At 65.8% G+C, this 23,500-nt stretch carries 20 protein-coding genes; 10 read left to right on the forward strand and 10 right to left on the reverse strand.

The window, feature by feature from the left end:
• Positions 1-7: 7 nt before the first annotated feature.
• The 7 genes from NOV72_RS03040 to NOV72_RS03075 form a co-directional block, all read right to left on the reverse strand.
• Entirely contained in the window at positions 8-760 is a 753-nt protein-coding gene (locus NOV72_RS03040) for a peptidylprolyl isomerase (protein WP_106853065.1), read from the reverse strand.
• A gap of 72 nt (positions 761-832) precedes the next feature.
• The gene (locus NOV72_RS03045) at positions 833-2,206 is read right to left on the reverse strand and encodes a beta-barrel domain-containing protein (protein WP_106853066.1); all 1,374 of its coding nucleotides are present in this window, start codon (positions 2,204-2,206) and stop codon (positions 833-835) included.
• Positions 2,184-4,709, reverse strand: coding sequence for an FHA domain-containing protein (locus NOV72_RS03050; protein WP_106853263.1), 2,526 nt, complete (start codon positions 4,707-4,709; stop codon positions 2,184-2,186). The genes NOV72_RS03045 and NOV72_RS03050 overlap by 23 nt, the downstream gene beginning before the upstream one ends.
• A gap of 248 nt (positions 4,710-4,957) precedes the next feature.
• Positions 4,958-6,385: an efflux transporter outer membrane subunit gene (locus NOV72_RS03055; protein ID WP_425428707.1), complete on the reverse strand. Its 1,428-nt coding sequence runs from the start codon at positions 6,383-6,385 to the stop codon at positions 4,958-4,960.
• Between the two features lie 307 nt (positions 6,386-6,692).
• On the reverse strand, positions 6,693-6,992 hold the full coding sequence (locus NOV72_RS03060; RefSeq protein ID WP_106853067.1) for a hypothetical protein: 300 nt from the start codon (positions 6,990-6,992) through the stop codon (positions 6,693-6,695).
• 342 nt (positions 6,993-7,334) lie between these two features.
• Positions 7,335-7,793, reverse strand: a complete 459-nt coding sequence (locus tag NOV72_RS03070; RefSeq protein ID WP_106853069.1) for a DUF4399 domain-containing protein — start codon at positions 7,791-7,793, stop codon at positions 7,335-7,337.
• A gap of 27 nt (positions 7,794-7,820) precedes the next feature.
• Positions 7,821-8,261: a DUF4399 domain-containing protein gene (locus tag NOV72_RS03075; RefSeq protein ID WP_035511122.1), complete on the reverse strand. Its 441-nt coding sequence runs from the start codon at positions 8,259-8,261 to the stop codon at positions 7,821-7,823.
• Between the two features lie 332 nt (positions 8,262-8,593).
• On the opposite strand from NOV72_RS03075, the gene NOV72_RS03080 reads away from it, so the two are divergent.
• Positions 8,594-10,525, forward strand: a complete 1,932-nt coding sequence (locus NOV72_RS03080; protein ID WP_106853265.1) for an SUMF1/EgtB/PvdO family nonheme iron enzyme — start codon at positions 8,594-8,596, stop codon at positions 10,523-10,525.
• A gap of 3 nt (positions 10,526-10,528) precedes the next feature.
• On the opposite strand, the gene NOV72_RS03085 is transcribed toward NOV72_RS03080, so the two are convergent.
• Positions 10,529-12,400 (reverse strand): DUF3857 domain-containing transglutaminase family protein, encoded by a 1,872-nt coding sequence (locus NOV72_RS03085; protein ID WP_245932863.1) that lies wholly within the window; start codon positions 12,398-12,400, stop codon positions 10,529-10,531.
• 166 nt (positions 12,401-12,566) lie between these two features.
• Between NOV72_RS03085 and NOV72_RS03090 the strand changes: the two genes are divergently transcribed.
• The 8 genes from NOV72_RS03090 to acuI all read left to right on the forward strand — a co-directional run bounded on the left by NOV72_RS03090 (position 12,567) and on the right by acuI (position 19,363).
• Positions 12,567-13,721, forward strand: coding sequence for an HPP family protein (locus NOV72_RS03090; RefSeq protein WP_106853071.1), 1,155 nt, complete (start codon positions 12,567-12,569; stop codon positions 13,719-13,721).
• Positions 13,722-13,746: 25 nt separating this feature from the next.
• On the forward strand, positions 13,747-14,157 hold the full coding sequence (locus NOV72_RS03095; protein ID WP_106853072.1) for a MarR family winged helix-turn-helix transcriptional regulator: 411 nt from the start codon (positions 13,747-13,749) through the stop codon (positions 14,155-14,157).
• Positions 14,158-14,177: 20 nt separating this feature from the next.
• On the forward strand, positions 14,178-15,944 hold the full coding sequence (locus NOV72_RS03100) for a chloride channel protein (protein ID WP_106853073.1): 1,767 nt from the start codon (positions 14,178-14,180) through the stop codon (positions 15,942-15,944).
• Between the two features lie 155 nt (positions 15,945-16,099).
• Entirely contained in the window at positions 16,100-17,005 is a 906-nt protein-coding gene (locus NOV72_RS03105; RefSeq protein ID WP_106853074.1) for an aldo/keto reductase, read from the forward strand.
• A gap of 10 nt (positions 17,006-17,015) precedes the next feature.
• A complete protein-coding gene (locus tag NOV72_RS03110; protein WP_106853075.1) occupies positions 17,016-17,438 on the forward strand; it encodes a DUF1810 domain-containing protein in 423 nt (140 codons plus the stop codon).
• A 55-nt stretch (positions 17,439-17,493) separates the two neighbouring features.
• On the forward strand, positions 17,494-17,709 hold the full coding sequence (locus NOV72_RS03115; RefSeq protein WP_106853076.1) for a hypervirulence associated TUDOR domain-containing protein: 216 nt from the start codon (positions 17,494-17,496) through the stop codon (positions 17,707-17,709).
• Positions 17,710-17,871: 162 nt separating this feature from the next.
• Positions 17,872-18,309: a PRC-barrel domain containing protein gene (locus NOV72_RS03120; protein WP_106853077.1), complete on the forward strand. Its 438-nt coding sequence runs from the start codon at positions 17,872-17,874 to the stop codon at positions 18,307-18,309.
• Positions 18,310-18,367: 58 nt separating this feature from the next.
• A complete protein-coding gene (gene acuI / locus NOV72_RS03125; RefSeq protein ID WP_106853078.1) occupies positions 18,368-19,363 on the forward strand; it encodes an acrylyl-CoA reductase (NADPH) in 996 nt (331 codons plus the stop codon).
• A gap of 7 nt (positions 19,364-19,370) precedes the next feature.
• Here the strand turns inward: acuI and NOV72_RS03130 are convergent, their stop codons facing one another.
• On the reverse strand, positions 19,371-21,068 hold the full coding sequence (locus tag NOV72_RS03130; protein ID WP_181290810.1) for a methyl-accepting chemotaxis protein: 1,698 nt from the start codon (positions 21,066-21,068) through the stop codon (positions 19,371-19,373).
• Between the two features lie 221 nt (positions 21,069-21,289).
• On the opposite strand from NOV72_RS03130, the gene NOV72_RS03135 reads away from it, so the two are divergent.
• Positions 21,290-22,588: an aminotransferase class V-fold PLP-dependent enzyme gene (locus NOV72_RS03135; protein WP_245932864.1), complete on the forward strand. Its 1,299-nt coding sequence runs from the start codon at positions 21,290-21,292 to the stop codon at positions 22,586-22,588.
• A gap of 3 nt (positions 22,589-22,591) precedes the next feature.
• Here NOV72_RS03135 and NOV72_RS03140 read toward each other — a convergent pair whose 3' ends face one another.
• Positions 22,592-23,473: an NAD-dependent protein deacetylase gene (locus NOV72_RS03140; RefSeq protein WP_106853080.1), complete on the reverse strand. Its 882-nt coding sequence runs from the start codon at positions 23,471-23,473 to the stop codon at positions 22,592-22,594.
• Positions 23,474-23,500: the final 27 nt, after the last annotated feature.

Here is a 23,500-nt window from a genome sequence, read left to right on the forward strand (position 1 = left end):
CCGTCGGTCAGCGTGCTTCGATGACGTGCTCCTGCGCGCGCGCCATCATCCAGTCTTCGCGCAGCAGGCGGCGGATTTCCGCGGACACGTCTTCGTCGAGCTTCGCGGGATACTTCGCCGTCACCGCGAAGATTTCATACGACGCGCCATCCGCGGAAATGAACGGTCCGAGCAGATCGCCGACTTCCGCGTTGAACACCTTCGCCTCCACTTCCGGCTTCATCTGCCCGCGCATCACGCGGCCGATCACGCCGCCCGCGTCGCGCGTATCCGCAAGCGAATGCTCGCGCGCCATCTCGGCGAAGCTGTCGGGATCGTCGTTGAGATAGGAGATCATTTCCTTCGCGCTGCCTTCGGTATCGAGCAGGATGTGACTGACTTCGATGCTGTCGAACTTCGGCGAATTGAGCTGGAAGTACTCTTCGATCTCGCGTTCCGTGCCCACTCTGTCGAGCATCTTTTCCTGATAGAGCGTGTCGGTGATGAAGACCTCGAACTCGTCGAGACTCACGTGCAACGCATCGAGATAGTTATTCATGTCCGCCGCGCGATGCAGCCCGCGAATGCGGCGGAACTGATCGGCGCGGTTCTGTATTTCGTCGTCGCTCACGCCGACGCCCGACTTCTTCGCCGCGCGCACGGTCAGCTTGTCGCGCACGAGTTGCTCGATGAGACCGTCGAACTGGCCGTTCAGCTTCAATAACCTGACAAACTCGCCGACGTCGACCACTTCGTCGTCGATACGCACAATCGCCGTCATGTCGTTCTCCGTTCGGTTCTGTTGAACTTGCGCATCATGTCCGCGTTGCGGTGCTCGTGTAACCCTCCATTCCTATCCCGCCACATTGCGGAAGGGATCAAGCCCGAGATCGATCAGGCGCCGCTCGCGCACCACGACTTCAGCGGTCGCCGTCATGCCGTAGCGCAGCGGATACTTCGTGTCCGCGACCTGATAGAAATCGCGATCGAGCGTCACGCGTCCTTCGTAGACGGGCTGCTTGGTCGTCGGGCTCGGCTTGGTCGCGGGCGAGATGAACGCGAGCGTGCCGTCGATCACACCGTAGCGCTGATAAGGAAACGCGTTGAACTTGAGCTTCACGCGCTGCCCTTCGCGCAGGAACGCGCGGTCGTGCTCCGCGATCTCGATCTTCAGCACCGGCTTCGCATTCGCCGGCGCGATGCCGCCGAGCGGCGTATTCGCCTGGATCTTGTCGCCGGGCTGCGTCGATGTCACGTCGGTGACCACGCCCGACACCGGCGCGAGAATCAGCAGAAAATTATCCTTGTCGATGTTCTCGAACTTGATGCGCGCGGCCGCATCCGCGACGAGCCGCGCCGTCTGTAGTTGCAAACGCAACTTGTCTTCGGTGCTCGCCACTTCGCGCATCGCGGCTTCGTATTGCAGCCGCAGGCTCGTCGCTTCCTGACCGCTCGTTTCCAGTTGACGCTTCGCCTGCGTGAAATCGTGGCTCAGGCGAAAGTCGAGTTCCGCGAGCCGCGATTGCTCCACGCGATACGCGCCGTCCGCTTCGAGATATGCGTTGCGTTTCGCATCGACCTGCGCCTCGGCCACGCCGCCGCCGCCAGGCAGCGCGAGCAGGCGTTGGAAGCGGTCGAGTTCCACCTTCGCCGCGTCGCGTCCGCGGCGTGCGTTTTCCAGCGTGCTGCGCGCTTCCTGCAACTGCGCCTTCTGGCCTTCCGCGAGCTTGCTCGTGCCCTCGGCCACGCGCTGCTGATGCTGATGCTCCTCCACATCCATCTGATCCTTGAGCGCCGCGATCTTGCGCTCCATCAGCAGCTTTTTCTCGGGGAACTGCTTCCATTCGCGCTCGGCGTCGTCGAGCTTCAGTTGCGCTTCGAGCGCGTTGCTCGCCGCCTCGATCGCGCCGCGTGCGTTCAGCCGCGCCACGACGTCATCCTTGCGCACGGGCTGCCCTTCGGCGATATAGAGATCGGCGAGTTCGCCATCGATCGGCGCGTAGAAGCGCCGCACTTCCGATTCCGGCGCGAGCGTGCCCTGCGCGCTGACCATCACGTCCGCATGGCCGACGAACGACCAAACGAGCGCCGACGCGACGAGCGCCACCATCGCGAAGATGAGCCCCTGCGTGAACCCGAGCGGCTCGGCCGTGAGAATCGCGATGCCTTCGGCGCCGTGCTCGCCGAGCGCCTGCGACAGCGGCTTAAGGTGTGTGTCTCTCTTCACTGCTCGTGCCTCCGCTGATCAGACTCAGCTTGGTATTGAGAAGCCCCGGTTCGAGCACCATCCGCAGATCCTGCAGCGAGCGCCGCTGCAAATCCGCTTCCGTGCCGATCTCGCTGGCGAGCGCGGTCCACTTGGCCGTCGCGCTGTCCGCCTTCACCTGCCTGAAAATGCGCATGCCGCGCGTGGCCGCATCCTGTGCGTCCGACAAGAGCCGCGCCTGCGTTTTGAACGTATCCGACACGCCCGATTCGAGCCGCTGCGACCCGCCGATGCCGCCGTTCGTCCGATACTGCTGCCACAGCGTCTGCGCCTGCGTCATCAGCGTCTGCGCGCGGGCCGTCGCCTTGTCTTTCAGCGAGGCGAGATCGGGCGCGACGGCCTTCGCATAGAACGTGTCGGCATCGAGATCGAGCGTTTCATAGAAGGACAGCAACGCTTCTTCGTAGCCCTTCGTGCCGCGCGCCTTCTGCAAGTCGGCGAACTGCGCGGTCACGGCCTTCTTGTGCGCGAGTTCTTTCTGCACCGTCGGCGACCACGAACCTTGCGGCAGCTTTTGCAGACCGTCGATCGCCTGCGCGCTCTGACCGCGATTCCATGCATCGGCGACGCTCCCGTATTGCGCGAGCACGTCGTGCGGCGGCAACTGGCTCGCGCCCATCTGCCTGAACTTCGCCTGGAACGGCGGCGTCGAGAAGTTCGCCTTGCTCACCGATCCCGCGAGCGGCGCGAGGCTCGGCGCGGTCAGACTGCGGCGCAAGCCGGTGTAGGTATCGAGATCGGCGCGCACGCGATCGAGACCCGCGAGGCGCGGATACTTGTCCGCGTATTCCTTCAGCGACGCGCCGATCGCATCGGTATCGTCCTGACCGAGACTTTTAACGATGCTCGCATCGAGCCTGTCGATGGCTGCGAGATACACGGAATCGTCGCTTTGCAGCTTGCGCAGATGACTCAGCGCGAGCGCATACGGATCGCGGAACTCGGGCACGTAGCCGGCGATGCGGTCGAGATCGCGCTGATGCCCCGCCGCGTCCGCCTCCCAGTGCTTCAGGATCGCGCCGATGCGCGACTCGTCGCCGTACATGCGGATCGGCGCATCGGAGCCGCCGCGGCTCATCACGAAGCTTTCCAGCTTGCCGATCCACTCCAGTTCATCGACGAGCGAATGCACATCGGCGTTATGCTCGGCAAGCGTTCGCATCTGCGCGATGATCGCATCCGCGCTTGCGAAATCGCCCTTCTTCAATGCGGCGAGCCAGCGCGGCACGTTCGACTTGAGCACGGCTTCGGTGTTCATCGACGTGAACTGCGCGTCTTGCGGATGCCGCTTCAGATAGTCGTTCGTGACGGTCGCCGCTTCGCCGAACTCGCCGTGCGCCATCAGCGATTTCGCGTGACGCTCGGGCGAGCCGCTATAGAAGAGCACCGCGCCGCCCGCGACGAGCGCGGCCAGCACGCACACGAGAATGATGCGCGTGCGGCGCGCGGCCTGTCTATCGTCGCTGGCGAGCGCGCGATGCAATTCGCCCACGAAGAGCGCGAACTTGCTGCGCTTCGCGGCGCGCGTGTCATGACGGCTTTCGGGCGCGGGCCTGGGCTGCGCTTCTTCGTTGACTTCGTCCTCGCGCGCGGCGGCCTGATCGACGCAGAAGATATCCAGAAACGAATGCGCCGAGCCGACGAAGGTCGTCTTGTCGCTGTCCCGTTCATCGTCGAGTGACGGCGCTTGCACCTGCGCGACCATTTCGGTGAGCGTCGACTCGCTTTCTTCGCCGTGCAGATGCACCGTGTACGCGAAGTGCGTGCCGCCGAACGCGAGGATATCGCCATTCTTCAGCTCGACCGCCGACGCCCCGAGCCGCTCGCCATTCACGAAGGTGCCGTTCGTGCTGCCGAGATCTTCGACGAACGGCGCGCCGCCCTTGATGAACACATGCGCGTGCCGCCGCGACACGTAGTTGACCTGATGCGGATACTGCTCGCGATAGCGCGCGAAGGTCTCGTCGGTCTTGCTGACGAGAAACGGAAATTGCGGAACTTCGACGGGATGCAGACCGAGATCGTCGCGCTGCGGCGTGAGCGTGATGCCGATCGGCTTCGGCGCGTTCGAACGCCGCGCGCGCGGCGCGAATTGCACGCGATACGACAGCCGGCTGCCGAACGAGATGACGTCGCCGCTTCGCACGCGGGCAGGCGTATCGCGCACGGGCGTGCCGTTCACCGCCGTGCCGTTCTTGCTCGCGAGATCGGCGATATAGACGAAACCGTGCTCGACGAAAATGCGCGCGTGACGGCGCGAAAGTTGTGCGACCGCTTCGGGCGGGCTCGTATCGAACGGCGCTTCGGCACGGCCGATCGCGAAGAGATTTTCGTCGATGCGGATTTCCGTGAGCCTGTCCGCCAGTTCGCCGGCAAGCTCGGGATGCGGCGCGGGCTTCAGGATGACGTCGAACGCCTCGCCCACGCCCGGCTGTTGTTCCGCAACGGAAAAGCCTTGAGCCATGTCCATGTCACGCGGTACGTCCAGCCGCTGCCGCCGACGCGCCAGAGGAATGCCCGGCAACGTCGGGCGCATGGACAGGTTGGGTCGCGCCGTTGTTAATGTCATTCGTCACCGGCGGCTGTTGAGAGTTTAAGTCACGCATCGTCGTAGTCAATCGTGCGGCAGCGGTTGGTCACGCAAATAGCCATCGATATTGAACGATCGTTAGTAATTCATATGAATGCGCCCGGCGATATTAATTGAGCGCTTCACTTCGTCGTGTCCTTGCTCGCGCTTTGCACGTCGACCATCGGCCAGCCGCCGCCGAGCGCCTTGTAGAGCGTCACGGTGTCGGAGAGAATCTGCTGATGGTTCGCGAGCAGCGCAAGTTGCGCGGCGAGCAGCGTGCGCTCCGTCTCGAACACTTCGAGCTGCGAGATCACGCCCTCTTTCAGTTGCGCGTCGATCTGCGCGGCGACCACCGTCAACTGATCGACTTCCTGCTGCAACTCGACGCGCTGCTTCGTGTGCGAATCGAGATTGACGAGCGCGTTTTCCACTTCCTCGAACGCGTTCATCACCGTGCTGCGATATTGCTGTTCCGCGACGGTCGTCTGCGCTTCGGTCGTCTTCACGTGAGCGCGCACCGACGGATCGAGAATCGGGATGTTGATGCTCGGCACGAAGCTCAGCGTGAACATCTTGAGCAGATCGGTCAGTTGAAAACTCGCCGTGCCGCCACGCCCGGTCAGGTTGATCGTCGGCAGTTGCGCGAGTTTCGCCTGTCCGACGAGGTCGTACGCTTCGAGCACGCGATACTCCGCCGCGATCAGATCGGGACGGCGTGCGAGCAACTGCGACGGCAGTCCGCCCGGCACCGGAGGAACCTGCACGCGCTTTTGCAGCTTGCCGTCGGGCATCCTGAATTCGCCCGCGGGCACGCCGATCAGCGTCGAGAGCGCATTGTTCGCGAGATCGCGCGAGCGGCGCAGTTCCAGCAGTTCGCGCGTCAGACGATTGAGTTCCGCGCGCTGCGTGAGCACCTGCGTCTTCGGCACGAGGCCGTTCTTCTGCATGCCCTCGAAGATCGTCAGGATCTGCTGGTTCGTCGCGATGGTCTGCTGCTGCTGGGCGATCTGATCGTCGAACTGGAGGATCTGGAAATACGTCGTCGAGACGAGCGCGACGAGTTCGAGATAGCCCGCGCGCCAGTCGGCTTCGGTCGCGCGGAATTCGGCTTTCTGCGCCTGCACGCCCTTTTCGACGGTACCCCAGATGTCGATGTCCCAGCTCACCTGCGTCGCCAGGTTGTACTGTTTCGAGAACTTCTGGCCTGTCGTCTTTTCGAAGCTCGCGCCCGCGCCGAGATCCATCGACGGCAACGCGCCCGCGCGCGCCTCGCCGATCTGCGCGCCCGCCACCTGAATGCGCGCGGCCAGCACCTTGATGTCGAAGTTGCCGTTGATGGCCTTCTCCACCAGCGCGTCGAGCGTCGGATCGTGGAACTGCTTCCACCAGTCGGGCTGAATCGTGTCGGAGGCGGCGACCTTCGCGGTGTCGATCTTCGTGAAGGACGTTTTCTCGGGCGTATCGGGCCGCTGATACGTCGGCACTTTCACGTCGATACAGCCGGACAGCAACGCAGCGGCAATCAGCCCCGGCAGCACGGCCCATTCGCGCCTGCTGATGACGCGCAACGATGGCAACAAGGCTCGCACGATCTCGCTCCCGGTGAACGCGCACCGACGGTCGGTTTGATGGGTGAGAAGCACGGCGCCGGCCGTCGGTCTTTCAAGTAAATCACACGGCGCGCCGCGACTCCATACGGGGTAAGTCACGTGGCGCGCGCGTGCTCTGTGGCACGTCGCGCTTTCGTGACGCGGTCCGGCAGGATGCGACCCCGGCCGAACCGCAACGCCCGGGATGCTGCGGGCGGTGTTACAGCAGAGCTCCCCGTGCCCCGCCTTTACTGCTGACTGCTTGAACGCCTGCTGCGAAACATGCTCACGCGAGATTGCCCGCCACACCGAAGTTGACGTTGGCGATGTTCTTCGCGTTTTGCGTCGGCGAAACCGTCGATTGCGACTTCAGCGCCTCGGCGAACGCGACGTTGCTGCCGTTCTGGTTGAACGTGGTCTGCGTCTGGTTGATGATCTGCTGCGGATTGAACGGCATCGAGAGCGTCGCGCCGTTCATCGAGATATAGCCGGGAAACAAGGTCGCATAGCCGCCGCGGACAGCGGACATGGCGCGGCTGTCGAGTGCTTCGGTGACGGGAAGGTCCTTGATGATCAGCGTCTTCATTTCCGCTCTCCTTGGGTGCGCGTCGCGCATTCGGTGGTGGCTTCGAGCAACGTGTCCGGCTCGCGACCCTGTAATGCATGGCGTGTGCCAATCACGTCGGGCATCGGCTGTATTTCGTTGAACTCGTTGCTGCGCAAGCCTTTCGTCGAATTGCGCTGCGTCGTCGGGCCAGCCTTGATGACGCCGAACTTCCAACACTTGCCGCCGACACTGTCGGTTCGCAAACGACACCGCACACGGATGCACGCACGAGCGTTCCCCTTCCGCGAACTATGCGCGGATTCGAATTCGATATAAGCGATCGGGAAAGGCGCCGCTCAGTGCCTCACGCGGCGCCCGGCGTCATTTGACGTAGATCGTGATCTTTTTGGAATAGACGGGCGGGTTATGCGGTATGTGCTTGTCATCGCCCATCAGAAGTTGCAGCGTGTGCTTGCCCGGCGGCAGTTCGAGCATGGTTTCGGTTTCGCCGGCGCCGTAGTGCAGATGATTGCGATCCGATGGAATCTCCTGATCCATCGGCGGCAAATCGACATCGATCAGCAAATGATGATGCCCCGTGTTCGGAAACTTCACGCCGCGCGGCGCGACGCCCATGAAGCGCAGCCCGAACCAGACCCGGAAGGGCTTGCCCGCGGGAATGGTCTGCCCGTCGTTGGGATAGCCGATGTACGCGTAGGCGTTCGCGGGCGCGGGCGTCGGCCCGGCGTACGCGCACGGTGCGGCGATGGCCGTCGCGAGCGTGGCGGCGAACAGAAGCGAACGCGCGAGCGCGAGCGCGTCAGCGGATCGTTTTTTCATGTCATGTGCCCTCGGCAAGTGCACAGCTCATTTCACCGTGATCGTGATCTTCTTCGAATACACCGGCGGATCGTGCGGAACGTGGTTGTAATCGCCCATCAGCAACTGCAACGTGTGTTTGCCCGGCGGCAGTTCGAGGCGCGCATCCGTTTCGCCCGCGCCGTAGTGCAGGTGATTGCGATCGGACGGGATCTCCTGATCGAGCGGCGGCAGATCCGCATCGACCAGCAAATGGTGATGACCCACGTTCGGCAGATCGACGCCCTTCGGACAGATGCCCATGTTGCGCAGGCCCATGCGCACCCAGAGTTTGCCGCCCGAAATCACGGCGCCGTCCGGCGGCCAGATGATGTACGCCTCGGCGTTCGGCGGAGCGGGCGTGCGCGCACGCGCGGCGGCGGAAAACGACGAATCGGCGGCCAGCGCGGCCAGGGAAGCCAGCGCGCCAAGCACGGTTCTTCTCAGCATGTTATGCACGCCTCTCTCGTTGAAAGGCCTCTTGGATGGGCCAGGGAATCGCACCTTGCACGCGCGAAAGCTCGTGCCCGGAGCGTGACGCGGGTTGTGTGATGCACCGTCGTTGGCTTTTAGATTAGGACGTAACGTTTAAAAAAGATACGTACACAGGGCGGTGCTTCGGCCCTCTTCACGGATACCTCCCTTCAGGGGATTAAGCGGCGCGTGAGTGCGTGCTATCGTTGTTGGTGCCTGAGGGCGCGGACCTCGCCCCAAAGCCTCGGCATCGAGCGCGTATGCAACGCGATGCCCTCCACTCAAAGCCGGACGGACAGGGTGTGAACATGTGGCGAACTCTTCTCATCGCGGGCGTGTTGCTGACGATCGGCCTCGCGCCCGCACCCGCGAGCGCGGCGTCGGTCATCCCGTCGGTTATCTCTTCTGCAAGCACGACGACCGCGCACGCGCCCCGGCATCTCGCGCTCGTGATCGGCAATGCAGACTATGCCGATCGTCCGCTCGCGAGCGCATCGCGCGATGCCGACGACATGAGCACGGCCCTCGGCGCGCTCGGCTTCGACGTCACACGCCGCACGAATCTCGATGAAGCGGCCATGCGCCAGGCGCTCGACGCATTCGCCGCGCGTCTCGGACCGGACGATACGGCGCTCGTCTATTTCGCGGGCCACGGCCTTCAGGCGGGCGGCGACGCGCGGCTCATGCCGCTCGACGCAAGCGAGCAACGACCGGCGACGCTCGTGCGCGACACGCTCTCCGCGAAGGACATCGTCGAGCGCATGACGCGCGCGCGGCCGGACGCGGCGAACATCGTCGTGCTCGACATGTGCCTCACCGATCCCTTCGAAAAAACGAACGTGCGGACGTGGACGCTGCCGCCGCGCACGCTCGTCGCGTATGCCGCCGCGCCCGGCGATGCCGCCGCCGAAAGCGATCGCAACGGGCGTTACACCGCAGCGCTGCTGCGCGCGCTGGGCACAGGCTCTCCGGTGACGCCGGCGACATTCGCGGCGGCGGCGTCCGATGTCGCGCAGGCATCGCGCGGCGCGCAAAGGCCGTGGATCGCATCGACGCTCGACGCGGGCGTCCCCATCGCAGATAGAGCGGCGCGCGTGCGTATCGCGGCCGCCGATTCCGCCGATATCGTGCGCACGCGCGGCATCCTCCCGAAAGACAGCAACGAGCAGTACGAACTGACGTTCTGGGAATCGATCAAGGACAGCAATTATCCGAGCGACTACGAGGCGTATCTGAAGGCGTATCCGAACGGCCGTTTCGCCGCGCTCGCCAAGGCGCGCATCGAGCGTCTTCGCGCGGCGGGCAATGCGAAACCGGCGGCATCGTCGACTACGGCGCCACCGGCGGCAACCGCGACGCCCGCCGCACCGGCGCCGAAGCCGGCGCCGTCCGCGCCGGCCACCGCCGCCGCGCCGGAAAAGCCTCGCCCGACCACGCCGGCCGCACCCGCCGCCGCCGCGGTGACCGCGCCGCCCGCCGCCATCACCAGCAAGCCCGCGGCGAAGACGGCAAGCGGCGGCGAGATCAAGGATTGCCCGGCGTGCCCGATCCTGATTCCGCTCTCGTCGGGCAGCTTCACGATGGGCAGCAACAACGACGATCCCGCCGAGAAGCCGCCGCACAAGGTATCGATCGGACGGGCGTTCGCCATCGGCAAATACGAAGTCACGGTCGAGCAATGGAACGCCTGCGCCGACGCGGGCGCGTGCACGCGCGTCGCGCCGGAAGGCGAGTCGGCCACGCCGCCCGGCAACGCGCCGATGCGCAACGTGAGTTGGGACGACGCGCAGGTCTACGTCAAATGGCTGAGCAAGGTGGGCGGCAAGCCGTATCGCCTGCCGACGGAAGCGGAATGGGAATACGCCGCGCGCGGCGGCACGCAGTCCACGTACTGGTGGGGCGATCAGATGAAAAAGGGCACGGCCGACTGCAAGGATTGCGGCGATCCGTACAAACCCGATTCGCCGACCACCGTCGGTTCGTTCGCCGCGAATCCCTACGGCCTCTACGACATGAACGGCAGCGTCTGGGAATGGGTCGCCGATTGCTGGCACAGCTCGTACAAGAGCGCGCCCGTCGATGGCCGCGCGTGGGACGATCCATCCTGCTCGGTGCGCGTGATTCGCGGCGGCTCGTGGCGCGAAGGCGCGTCCTACATGCAGTCGGCGACGCGCTTCAAATACAGTTCCAGCGTGCGGCAGTCGCAGAACGGCTTTCGCGTCGCGCGGGACATGGAGTGAGCGTCACCGGCCGGCGGCCTTCACGATGATCTGCGCCTGCGCATCCCGCTCGATCTGCTTCAGCGCGGGAAGCGCCGCCCGGAAATCGTCGGGCGTGCAGACCTGTTTGCCGAAGCGCGCGTCCAGCGTGCGCGAAATCTGCACGACGTTCGTCGACGGATCGAAGAGATAGCGCGAGCGGTAGCGAAAGAAAGCGCCCGTCAGATCCTGATCGGCGGGCACTTCGGTCACGCGCATCGTCTTCGGCAGCGTGATCTGCGAGACCTCGTCGAACGTCCCGCCGATGCACAGATACGGCTGCGTGCGCGTGCGCTCGGCGAGCCAGGTGCGGGTCGCCGTCGCGATGCCGCCCGACAGGCTCGACAGCGCCGGCAAGGCCGTCGTGCCGGTCGGCCAGACGACATCGTCGAGCGTGCCGCGCAACGTCGTCGCGAACGGGCCGCCGCTCGCATCGACATCGCTCGTGGTCAGCGCACCCGCGCCGCGCAGGTTCGTGAAGCGCAGCCGGTCCGCCGCGATCTGGTCGCGCCGCTGCGCATTCGCGAGCCGCAGGTTCATCCGCTCGATCTCCGCGCTCCATCCTGCATCCTCGACCCAGTACGCGAAGCTCGCCTCGCCTTGCGGCGCGACCTCGATCTGCAGTCGCGCCGTGCGCGCGAGCGGCTGGGTCGCGGGCGTGCGGGCGAGCACGCCGGTGTTCACGAGCAGCGCGGGGCGATCCATGTCGGAGAGCGGCAGAAAGCCGAACTCGACGCTCGACGCCGTGCTGTCCGCATACACGTTCAGGTCCGGCAGCCACGTGACGATGTGGTTGATCGCGCCCGCCCCGTAGCCCGGCACCGAAGGCAGCGTATAGACCGAGCCGAGGCCGATCAGCGCGGGCTCGTTGCGAATGCCGGCGGCGTCGAGCAGCGCTCCGTAGAGCGCGACGTGATCCTTGCAATCGCCGTAGCGGTTCGCGAGCACGTCCGTCACGCGATGCGGCACGGCGGGACTCTGGCCGATGAACATCGCGACATAGCGGATCGAATGACGCACCCAGTCATAGAGCGTTTTGGCTTTCGCGCGATCGTCGGGGTCGTTTTGCGTGAGCGATTGCGCGAGCGCGCGGATGGCCGGATCGCTCGCGCCCGGATCCGCGGCCGCGTCGCGGTAGCTTTTCGCGAAGCTCGCGTAATCGGGAAAGGTCGTGACCAGCAGGCGATCCCCGTACTGCGCATAGCCCACCGAGCCGCTTTCGATGCGCGCGATACGTTCGCGCCGGTAGGTGAACGCGTAGCGCGTGCGCCCGTTTTCCGTGACGGGCGGCTCGGCGACATAGCCGCGCGCATCGGCATAAAGCGGTTTGTCGGCAGGAAGATCGAAGACGAGCCGCTGCTGCAGCACGGGCCGCTGCCCCGGATCGACGTAATAGTTGAACTGCCCGGGAATCACCGCCGCCGCCTGGCTCTTGCGCGAGCGCAGATGCACCGTCGAGCCGATGCCCACCGCCGGAAAGATGATCGCGCGCAGTTTCGCGTCCTGAAACGTCGGCGCGCCCGCCGAGCGCGGCTCCTGAATGTCGCGGATCTGATCGGGCGAGACGTCGTGGCGCGCGCCGTTCGCATCGACGGAATACGCCTCGACGATATCCACCTTCGACACGCTCTTGTCGTACCAGACGTAGCGCTGCGCGATCTCGTCGACGCCCGCCGACGTGTTCGCGCGCAGCACGGCGGTGTCGTCTTCGGTCAGCGAGCCGTCGGCGGCGACGACGAACTCGTGATCGTCGCTGACGATGGTCGAAGGATCGTCGTCCGTTGCGGCAAAGGCGCACGACCACGCGCACACGCCGGCGATGACGCACGCCATCCGGGAAATGAAGCGACGAGCCATGTCGAAGTGTCCGCGCGGCGCGAAGGAAAAGTCATCGTACAGGAGGACGTTCAACCGCAACAAAACGCGGCGCGCGACAATTTGTATCACGTTGCGATATACTTTTGCGATTTTCGCACACCGGCCCGTGTGACCTTCCACTGACTCTTTCCGGAACGCTGCAAACGTGACGCGTAACGCATTGCTTCGCTGGCTGAATGGCTTTCTCCCCGCTCCCGTCACGCTTGCGTGGACCGAGCGGCTGCGCGCCGGTCTGGGCGCGCTGATCGGCATCGCGCTGACGGGCGGGCTCGCGCATCTCGTGGCCGGCGATGCATCGGCCAATCCTTTCCTCATCGCGCCGATGGGCGCTTCCGCCGTGCTGCTCTTCGCCGTTCCCGCGAGCCCGCTTGCGCAGCCGTGGTCGATCATCGGAGGGAATATCGTGTCGGCGGCGGTCGGCGTGACCTGCGCGCTGTTCGTGCGCGATCCCGTCGGCGCCGCCGCGCTCGCCGTCTGTCTCGCCATCTGCGCGATGTTCGCGCTGCGCTGCGTGCACCCGCCTTCGGGCGCGGTCGCGCTGACCGCCGTGCTCGGCGGGCCGTCGATTCACGCGCTCGGCTACGGCTTCGTGTTCGCGCCGGTGGCGATTCAGTCGGCGGCGCTGCTCTCGTCGGCGATCGTGTTTCATGCGCTGACGGGCCATCGCTATCCGCACGGCCACGCCGCGCCGCAGCCCGCGAGCGCGCCGCCCGACGCCGCCTCGTTCACGCGCGCCGATCTCGAAGCCGTGCTGTCGCGGCGCAGCGAAATGCTCGACGTCGATCCGGACGATCTCGAAGCGCTCCTTCGCGAGACGCAATTGCAGGCCTACGCGCGCCGTTTCACGGAGTTCACGTGCGCGGACATCATGTCGCGCGCAACCGTTTCGGTGACGCCGGATGCCAGCGCGCGGGCGGCGCTCGCGCTCATCGAAAAACATCAGGTGAAGGCGCTGCCCGTGATCGACGCGACGCGCCGCGTGTGCGGCATCGTCACGCGCGCGGACCTGGCACCGGTGCGCCGCGGCGGCATCGTCGAGGGAATGCGGCACGCGATCGGGCGGCTCATGCGCGGCCCTGCGACGACACCGCCGCTCGTCGCCGCGCTGATGACGACGGACGTCCGCACCGTGAAAACGACCACCGCCATCGCCGATCTGGTGCCGATGTTCGCGCACTTCGGGCATCACCACGTTCCGGTGATCGGCGCGCACGATCAGCTTGCCGGCATGATCACCGAAACCGACCTGATCTCCGGCCTTTATCGACAATCGTTCGCGGGCGAGCGCCAAAGCGCCTGAACCGCGTCGCGCCGACGGGAATTCCATGAACACGCCTCGCACGCTCGACAAGCCGGACTTCGAACAGTTGTCCGAATTCCGCTATCAGATGCGGCGCTTCGAGCGCTTCTCCGAGCGCGCCGCGCAGGACGAAGGCATCACGCCGCTGCAATACCTGCTCCTTCTGCACATCAAGGGCTATCCCGGCCGCGACTGGGCGACGGTCGGCGAACTCGCCGAGCGGCTGCAATCGCATCATCACGGCGTCGTGGCGCTCGTCACGCGCTGCGAGGCGGCCGGACTCGTGCGCCGCGCGCCGAGCGAAGAGGATCGCCGTCAAGTGCGGGTGCATCTCGAAGCGCGCGGCGAAGAGGTGCTCGAACGGCTCGCGGCGCTGCATCGCGCGGAATTGAAGTCGCTCGAAGGCGCGTTCCGCGTGCCGCGCATCGATCTTTGAATTTTCCCGGAGCGCTCAGCATGGACCATCACAAACGCGACTTTTCGGTCAACGACCGGCTGCTCAGGATTTGCGGGCTCGCCGCGATCATCGGGGGAATCGCGACGCTCGCGGCCGTCGTGCTTCTTGGGCTCATCCATCTCTTCACGAACCTGTTTTTCTTCGGCACGTTCTCGATCGAAGACCGCTCGCCCGCGCTCAACACGCTCGGGCACTGGGTGATCGCGATTCCGGTGATCGGCGGACTGATCGTCGGGATGATGGCGCGCTTCGGCTCGGAGAAGATTCGCGGCCACGGCATTCCCGAAGCGATCGAAGCGATCTTGTTCGGCAAGAGCCGCATGTCGCCCAAGGTGGCGATTCTGAAGCCGTTGTCGTCGGGCATCGTGATCGGCAGCGGCGGGCCGTTCGGCGCGGAAGGCCCGATCATCATGACGGGCGGCGCGCTCGGCTCGCTGATCGCGCAATGCATCGACGTGACGGCGGCCGAGCGCAAGACGCTGCTCGTCGCGGGCGCGGCGGCGGGCATGACCGCCGTGTTCGGCACGCCGGTCGCGGCGGTGCTGCTCGCGGTCGAATTGCTGCTCTTCGAATGGCGGCCGCGCAGCTTTCTGCCGGTTGCGCTCGCGTGCGCCGTCGCGGGTTTCGCGCGCGCGGCGGTGTTCGGCACGGGCGCGCTCTTTCCGCTCGACACCCAAGCGCCGCAGATGATTTCGCTGCTTTCGTGCCTCGCCGCCGGGTTGCTGTCCGGCGCGCTCGCGTCGGGGCTGTCGGCTGCGCTCTACAAGCTCGAAGACCTGTTTCACAAGCTGCCGATCCACTGGATGTGGTGGCCCGCGATCGGCGCGGTGTTCGTCGGCATCGGCGGATATGTCGAGCCGCGCGCGCTCGGCGTCGGCTATGACGTGATCGGCGACCTGCTGCATCAGCACATCGCGATTCAGGTGGCGCTGTCGATTCTCGCCGTGAAGGCGGTCATCTGGGTCGTCGCGCTGGCCTCGGGCACGTCGGGCGGCGTGCTCGCGCCGCTCCTGATGCTCGGCGCGGGCCTCGGCACCGTGCTCGGCGCGATCCTGCCGGGCCACGACGCCGCGCTCTGGCCGCTTGTGTGCATGGCCGCGACGCTCGGCGCGACGCTGGGCGCGCCGCTCACCGCGATCGTCTTCGCGTTCGGCCTCACGCACGATGCGAACGCGCTGTTGCCGTTGCTCGCCGCGACGCTCGTCGCGCACGGCTTCGCGACCGTCGTGATGAAGCGCTCGATCATGACCGAGAAGATCGCGCGGCGCGGCTATCACATCTATCGCGAATACGGCGTGGACCCGCTGGAGCGCCATCACGTCGATGAAGTCATGACCCGCGACGTGCTGACGATCGACGCCGCCACGCCCTTGAGCGACGTGCTCGCGAAGCACTTCGGGCCGCATCAGATGCATCGCGCGTATCCGGTCGTGCGTGACGGCGTGCTCGTCGGAATGCTGGACCGGACGGCGCTGGCGACGATGGCGCACGCGGAGTTTTCGAGTATTGGCGAGGCTTTGGACCGCCTTCAACCCGCCGCGCCCGCCTTCGCGCTGCCGGGCGAACCGTGCCGGCTCGCCGCGACGCGCCTCGCCGTACACGAACTGGAGCGGCTGCCCGTGGTCGCGGACAAGGCGTCGCTACGGCTCGTCGGCATCGTCTCGCGCAGCGATCTCGTGAAGCCCGCGCGCGCGCACTTCGACGAGGAGCATCGGCGCGAGCGATTCCGGGGCTTTCGGCGGGCGCCGGCGCTACGGAAGCACTGAGCGCGGTGAGGTTGGCGGGCGGCTGCGTGCAGTTACCCGGTTCGGTCGGGCGATAGCGACGCATCGGCACGGCGTGAAGCGCATGTCTGCGCGAGCAGGACCGATGCCGATTGTGCAGAATTCAAAAGCCCTCACCCCTCGAAGGCTCACCGCACATGACCACCCGCCGCGATTTCCTCCGCCTGAGCGCCGCCGCGCTCGCCACACCAGCGGTTCAAGCCGCCGAACCGCCCGCCCAACCCATGCACACACGCCCGATCCCATCGACGGGCGAACAATTGCCCGTCGTCGGCTGCGGCACCTGGCGAACCTTCGACGTCGGCGACGACACCGCCCGACGCCGCGAACTCGCCGACGTTCTGCGCGTGCTTTTCGCGGCGGGCGGCTCGGTGATCGATTCGTCGCCGATGTACGGTTCCTCCGAAGCCGTCGCGGGCGCGCTGCTCGCCGAATCGCACACGCGCGACAAGGCGTTCATCGCCACCAAGGTCTGGACCGACGGACGCGAGGCCGGCATCGCGCAAATGGAGCAATCGATGCGCCTTTGGCAGACCGGCCGCATCGACCTCATGCAGATTCACAACCTGCTCGACTGGCGCACGCATCTCGCCACGCTGCGCGACTGGAAAGCCGCCGGCAAGATCCGCTACATCGGCGTCACGCACTACACGTCCAGCGCGTTTCCCCAGGTCGAGGCCGTGCTGCGCTCGGAGCGCGTCGATTTCGTGCAGATCAACTACGCCGCCAACGACCGCGACGCCGAAGCGCGCCTCCTGCCGCTCGCCGCCGAGCGCGGCGTCGCGGTGATCGTGAATCAGCCGTTCGGCGGCGGTTCGCTGCTCGCGAGCCTGCGCAACCGGCCATTGCCGGCGTTCGCGCAGGATTTCGGTTGCGCATCGTGGGCACAGCTTCTGCTGAAATTCGTGCTGGGCAACCCCGCCGTGACCTGCGTGATTCCCGGCACCGGACGGCGCGAATACATGATCGACAACGCGCACGCGGGCATCGGCATCTATCCCGACGCGGCGATGAAACAGCGCATCGCCGGCGCGGTCGCGTAAGGAGAACACCATGAGCGATTCCTTCGACCTTCAGCGTTTCGTCGACGCGCAGGAGAGCGTCATCGGCGACGTGCGCGCCGAACTCGCGGCCGGCCGCAAACGCACGCACTGGATGTGGTTCGTGTTCCCGCAGATCGCCGGCCTCGGGCACAGCGCGATGGCGCAGCGCTACGCGATTTCGTCGCGCGACGAAGCCCGGGCGTATCTCGCGCATCCCGTGCTGGGCGCGCGGCTCGTCGAGCTGACGGGCATCGTCAACGGCGTGCGGGGACGCAGCGCCGGCGACATCTTCGGCTATCCGGACGACATGAAATTTCATTCGTCGATGACGCTTTTCGCGCACGCCGCCGACGATGCCGCCGTCTTCCACGAAGCGCTGCGACGCTATTTCGAAGCCCGCGACGACGAAGCCACGCTCGCGCGCCTGCAATGACGGGCATGGCGGTTGCGCTTTCTGAAACGTCCACGTTCATCAGGAGCGAAACGCCATGAGCAAGTCCTTCAAGCTGCACGACCACGTCCGCTGGAACACGCCGCAAGGCGAGACGACCGGGCATATCGTGCGCATCGTCACCGGGCGCACGACGCTCGACGGCCACACCGTCAACGCATCGCACGACGATCCGCACTTCGAAGTCGAAAGCGACAAGAGCGGCAAGCGCGCCGTCCACAAGGCCGACGCACTCACGCGGCTTTCGCATTGACGCGCCGCGCGCCGCACGTTCGCACTAATGCAGTGCGCGCGGCGCAACCAGACACCGTTCCTGCAGAAACCACGATTAACGTTCAAACTTCTACCGCGCTGGAAGCTTGAATCGCGCATTTCCATTGAAACCGGTATGCCCAATCCTTTGAGGAATCGAACAATGAAATCGAAACTCGTGGCACTGCTCGTTGCATCGTCGGCACTCGGCCTGACTTCCACGGCATCCTTCGCCCAGGTCGCAGGCGCGCAACCGCTCGGCGTATCGGTCGAGGTCTCGACGGCCATCATCGATGGCTGGAGCATCAAGAAATCCATCCTCAACAAGCCCGTCGTGAACGATCAGGGACAACGCGTCGGCGTGATCAACGACATCATCGTCGCGCCGGACAAGTCCGTTTCGTTCGCGATCATCGCTGCGAACAAGTTCCTCGGCGTGGCGCGCCACGACGTCGCGATTCCGATCGAGCAGCTCGACGTGAAAAACGGCCAGTTCGTGCTCGCGGGCGCCACGAAGGACGCGATCAAGGCGCTGCCCGAGTTCCAGTACAACAAGGTGAAGGCCGCGCCGATTCCGCGCTCGCAATTCGAGCATCATTAAGCAAGGTCCGAGGCGGCCGCGCGCCGCCTCTCTCGCCCGACCTCAACCGGAGTTCGCGATGTTCAAAGCCCTCATGCTCGACAAACAGGACGACCGCACGGTCGCGTCCATTCAGTCGATCGACGAATCGCGCCTCGCTTCTTCCGGCAATGGCGGCGACGTGCTCGTGCGCGTCGACTTCTCGACGCTCAACTACAAGGACGGCCTCGCGATCACCGGCAAGGTGCCCGTCGTGCGCACCTGGCCGATGGTGCCGGGCATCGACTTCGCGGGTGTCGTCGAAACGAGTTCGCATCCGGAGTACAAACCCGGCGACGCCGTCGTGATGAACGGCTGGGGCGCGGGCGAAACGCATTGGGGCGGGCTCGCGCAGAAGGCGCGCGTGCCGGGCGATCATCTGATCGCGCTGCCCGCGAACATCACCACGCGCCAGGCGATGGCCGTCGGCACCGCGGGCTATACCGCGATGTTGTGCGTGCAGGCGCTGGAGAAGCACGGCATCGGCGCGAAAGACGGCGACGTGCTCGTGACCGGCGCGAACGGCGGCGTCGGCAGCTTCGCGATCGCGATGCTGGCGAAGCGCGGCTATCGCGTCATCGCATCGACGGGCCGTCCGGAGGAAGCCGCGCGGCTGCGCGAGCTGGGCGCCGCGGATATCGTCGAGCGCGCGACGCTTTCGGAGCCGGGCAAGCCGCTGCAGAAAGAGCGCTGGGCGGCGGCTGTCGATTGCGTCGGCAGTCATACGCTCGCGAACGTCTGCGCGGGCCTGCGCTACGGCGGCGCGGTCGCGGCGTGCGGGCTCGCGCAGGGCATGGATTTCCCGGCGACGGTCGCGCCGTTCATCCTGCGCGGCGTCGCTTTATTGGGCGTGGACAGCGTCTACGTGCCGCGCGAGCGGCGCATCGCGGCGTGGCGGGCGATCGCCGACGAAGTGCCGGTCGCGACCATCGAAAGCGTCGCGACGGCCATTCCGCTCGCCGACGCGCCCGAGGTCGCCCAACGCTTGCTGCGCGGCGAAGTGAAGGGGCGCGTGATCGTCGATGTGAACGCCTGAAGCGGCGTCAGAAGGTGCTCCAGCCGTCGGCGCACGCGGGCTTCGCGGCCGCGACCTGAGCCACGCGGGGCGCGGGCTTCGCAACCGGCTTGCGCGCGACGGCCGGCGCGGCTCGCGTGACCGCCGGCGCCGACATCGACGCGTGCGAATCCACCGTGAAAAACGCGACCGCTTCGTTGAGCCTGCGTCCTTGTTCCTCAAGCGACGATGCAGCCGCCGCCGCTTCTTCCACCAGCGCCGCGTTCTGCTGCGTGACTTCGTCCATCTGCGTGATCGCCTGATTCACCTGCTCGATGCCGCGTCCCTGCTCCGCCGACGCCGCCGCGATCTCCTGCATGATGTCCGTCACACGGGCGACGGCCTGCGTCACTTCGGCCATCGTCGTGCCCGCCTCGCCCGCCAGCGTGGAGCCGTCGCGCACCTTGCCGACCGAATCCGCGATCAGTTCCTTGATTTCCTTGGCCGCCGTCGACGAACGCTGCGCGAGGCTGCGCACTTCGCTCGCGACGACCGCGAAGCCGCGCCCTTGCTCGCCCGCCCGCGCCGCTTCCACGGCCGCGTTGAGCGCGAGAATGTTGGTCTGGAACGCGATGCCTTCGATGATGCCGGTGATCTCCGCGATCTTGTCCGAGCTGTCGCTGATGCCGTTCATCGTTTCGACCACGCGGCCGACGACATCGCTGCCCTTCTTCGCGATATCCGATGCATTCGACGCGAGCGAACTCGCCTGCTGCGCGTTCTCGGCGTTCTGGCGCACCGTGGACGTGAGTTCTTCCATGCTCGCCGCCGTTTCCTGCAACGAGGCGGCCTGCTCTTCGGTGCGCTGGCTCAGATCGGTGTTGCCGCTCGCCAGTTCCTTCGCCGCGCCGCCGACCGCGCCGCTGCTTTCGCGCACGCGGCCCACGGTCTCGGTGAGACGCGCGTTCATCGTCGCGAGGGCGCGCAACAGGTCGCCGGTTTCGTCCTTCGCGTCGGCGACGATGCGGCTCGTCAGATCGCCGCGCGCCACTGTCTGCGCGATGCCGACCGCCTCGCCGATCGGCGCCGTGATCGAGCGCGTGACCGTGACGCCCGCGCCGATCGCGAAAAGCGCCGCCGCCGTGCAGAGCGCGATCAGCACGTTGCGCTGCATCTCATAGCTGGCTGCGTCCTGGCGGACGATCTCCTCGCGGCGCGCGGCGGTGAAGGTCGCGTAATCGTCGGTGGCCTTCACCAGTTGCGCGAGCAGCGGACGGCATTCGTCGTCCATCTTCTGGATCGCCTCGTCGCGCTTGCCCGCGAGCGCGAGCCCGACGATATTCGTCGCGACCGGTCCGTACAGCGCTTCCACGCGTACCATTTCCGCGACGAGGCTCTTCGCCTTTTCGCTGGTGTCGGTCGCGGTGGCGATCATGTCGCCCAGTTGCTTCAGGCGCGCCTTCACGTCTTCGTGCGCGCGCGTGACGTCGGCCTTTTCGAGATCGAGGTCGGACTGCTTCGAGACAAGCACGAGATTGCGCGCGGCGATCGCGCGCCGGTCCACGGCCGTGCGGATTTGCGTGGCCACGTCGGCGCGGGCGTTGATGCCGTTGAGATAGTGCGCGAAGCCCTCCGTCGCGGTGGACAACGCGCGCAGGGACATGCCTGCCACAAGCACGACCAGCACAGCCAGAATACCGAAGCCAGCGATCAACTTGTTCTTGATCGTGATGTTCTTGAGGTTCATGTTCTAGTTTCTCTCAGGGTCCGTTCAAGGGACTTGTGGCGTGATGTGCCCGCTTCGCGCGGTCCGTGGCCGCACGAGCGAGCGTTTTAGTGCACTGGAAAGCGCAACGCTCTTCTTTCTGATTACGGCCCGCCGTTTTGCGTCTGAAGGGCAAAAAGTGCAAATAGTCCGCACTTTGTCCAATTTGACCGGTAATTTGGTTACTATTTATCGCTCGGTTTTTGAGTAATTATTTCCTTTACTTCAACCTGATTTCGATATCGATGCCCGACATCCTCGACTACCGCACACCCGAATTCGACGCCGCGCTCGCGGCGCTTCCGCCGGCGCCATCGACCGGCCTCGCCTCCGATGAACAGTACTGGAGCGCGGTGCGCGGCCTGTGGCGGCCGTCGGACGCGCTGATCAATCTGGAGAACGGCTTCTGGGGTGCGATGACCGAGCCGGTCAAGGCGATGTTCCATTACTGGACCGAGCGCGTGAACCGCGAGACGACGCTCCTGATCCGCCCGCATCTGATGACGCTGTATCAGGGCTTGCGCGAGCGCGTCGCGAAGGAGATGGGCTGCGCGGTCGAGGAAATCGAGCTGACGCGCAACGCAACCGAAGCGCTGCTCGCGCTCATCAGCGGCTACAACCGCCTCGCGCCCGGCGACACCGTGCTCTACAGCGATCTCGACTACCCATGCGGCAAAGACGCGATGGAATGGCTGCGCGAGCGGCGCGGCGTCACGCCCGTTCGCATCACGATGCCCGAGCCGGCGACGCGCGAAGCGGTCCTGGAAACCTACGCGAAGGCGTTGAGCGCGCACCCGCGCACGCGCCTCGTGCTGCTCTCGCACGTGTGCTTCGCGACGGGTCTGGTGCTGCCGGTGGCGGAGATATCGGCGATGGCGAAGGAAGCCGGCGCGGACGTGATCGTCGATGCGGCGCATTCCTGGGGGCAACTCGAATTCGACGTGCCCGATCTGAACGCGCCGTTCGCCGCGCTGAATCTGCACAAGTGGATCGGCGCGCCGCTCGGCTGCGGCGCGATCTATATCCGCAAGGGACACGTCGCGTCGATCGATCCGTACTTCGGCGACCGCACCTGGCCCGCCGACGACATCCGCGCGCGCGTGCACACCGGCTCGCCGAATTTCGCCGCGTGGTTCACGTTGCCGGCGGCGCTCGACGTGCATCGCTCGATCGGGGTCAAAGCGAAGGAAGCGCGTCTGCGCGCGTTGCGCGATGCGTGGGCGAAACCGGCGCGCGAGCTGCCCGGCGTGCAGATCATGACGCCGGATGACCCGTCGATGACCGCTGGCATCACCGCGTTCCGGCTGAAAGGACACGCAACGAAAGAAAGCTGCGATGCGATCGCCGCCGCGTTGCGCGACCGCTTCGGCGTGTTCACGGTGACGCGCCCCGGTCCCGATGCGGGCGAAGTCGTGCGCGTGACGCCTGCTCTCTTCTCGCGTATGTCGGACGTCGAGCGCCTGCTCGAAGGCATCGAAACGCTGTCGCGCGAACTGAAGTAGCCGCTAGCCCGCCACCGGCCGCGCGTCGAGGCGCTCGATCAATCGTTCGAGCGCCTCCGAGCACGGCGCTTCGACCTTCAGCGCGAGAAGCGTATCGGCGCGCGTCTTGCCGATGTTGATCGCCGCGATCGGCTTGCCGCTCCTCGCGGCCCACTCGCAAAAGCGGTAGCCCGAGTACACCATCAGCGACGAGCCGACGACGAGCATCGCGTCGGCGGTTTCGAGCGAGCGCGCCGCGTCGTCGACGAGCGCGCGCGGCACGCTCTCGCCGAAGAACACCACGTCGGGCTTGAGCACGCCGCCGCAGCGCGTGCAGCCGGGCACATCGAACGAGGCGAAGTCGAGATCCTCGATCTGTGCGTCGCCGTCAGGCACCGCGGGCGCCGTATGACCGACGAAATCCGGATTTGCCGCTTCGAGCATGCGCTGCACCGCCGCGCGCGTATGCCGCTCGCCGCACTCGATGCAGCGCACCCGGCCGATATTGCCGTGCAGTTCGATCACATCGGGATTGCCCGCGCGCGTGTGCAGCCCGTCGACGTTTTGCGTGACGAGCCGATGCACGCGCGAGCGCGCGTCGAGCGCTCTCAACGCGTGATGCGCGGCGTTCGGCTGCGCGTTCTGCACCACCGGCCAGCCGATCAGACTGCGCGCCCAATAGCGCCGGCGCGCGTAGTCCGAGCCGAGGAAATCCTTCAGCAATATCGGCGCGCGGCCCGTGCGCTGGCCCTCGCGATCGCGATAACAGGGAATGCCCGACTCCGTGCTGATGCCCGCCCCCGACAGCACGAAAAGCCGCGGATGCCGTTCGACGAATTCATGAAGCTGCTGCACGTGTGATCCTTTTTTTTGCGCGTTTTGCGGGGTCTGCCGTGATGAAAATATAAGGCGAAACTGAACACGCTGCTGGCC

Origin of the sequence: Caballeronia novacaledonica (genome assembly GCF_900258035.1) — a bacterium.
Taxonomy (GTDB): Bacteria; Pseudomonadota; Gammaproteobacteria; order Burkholderiales; family Burkholderiaceae; genus Caballeronia; species Caballeronia novacaledonica.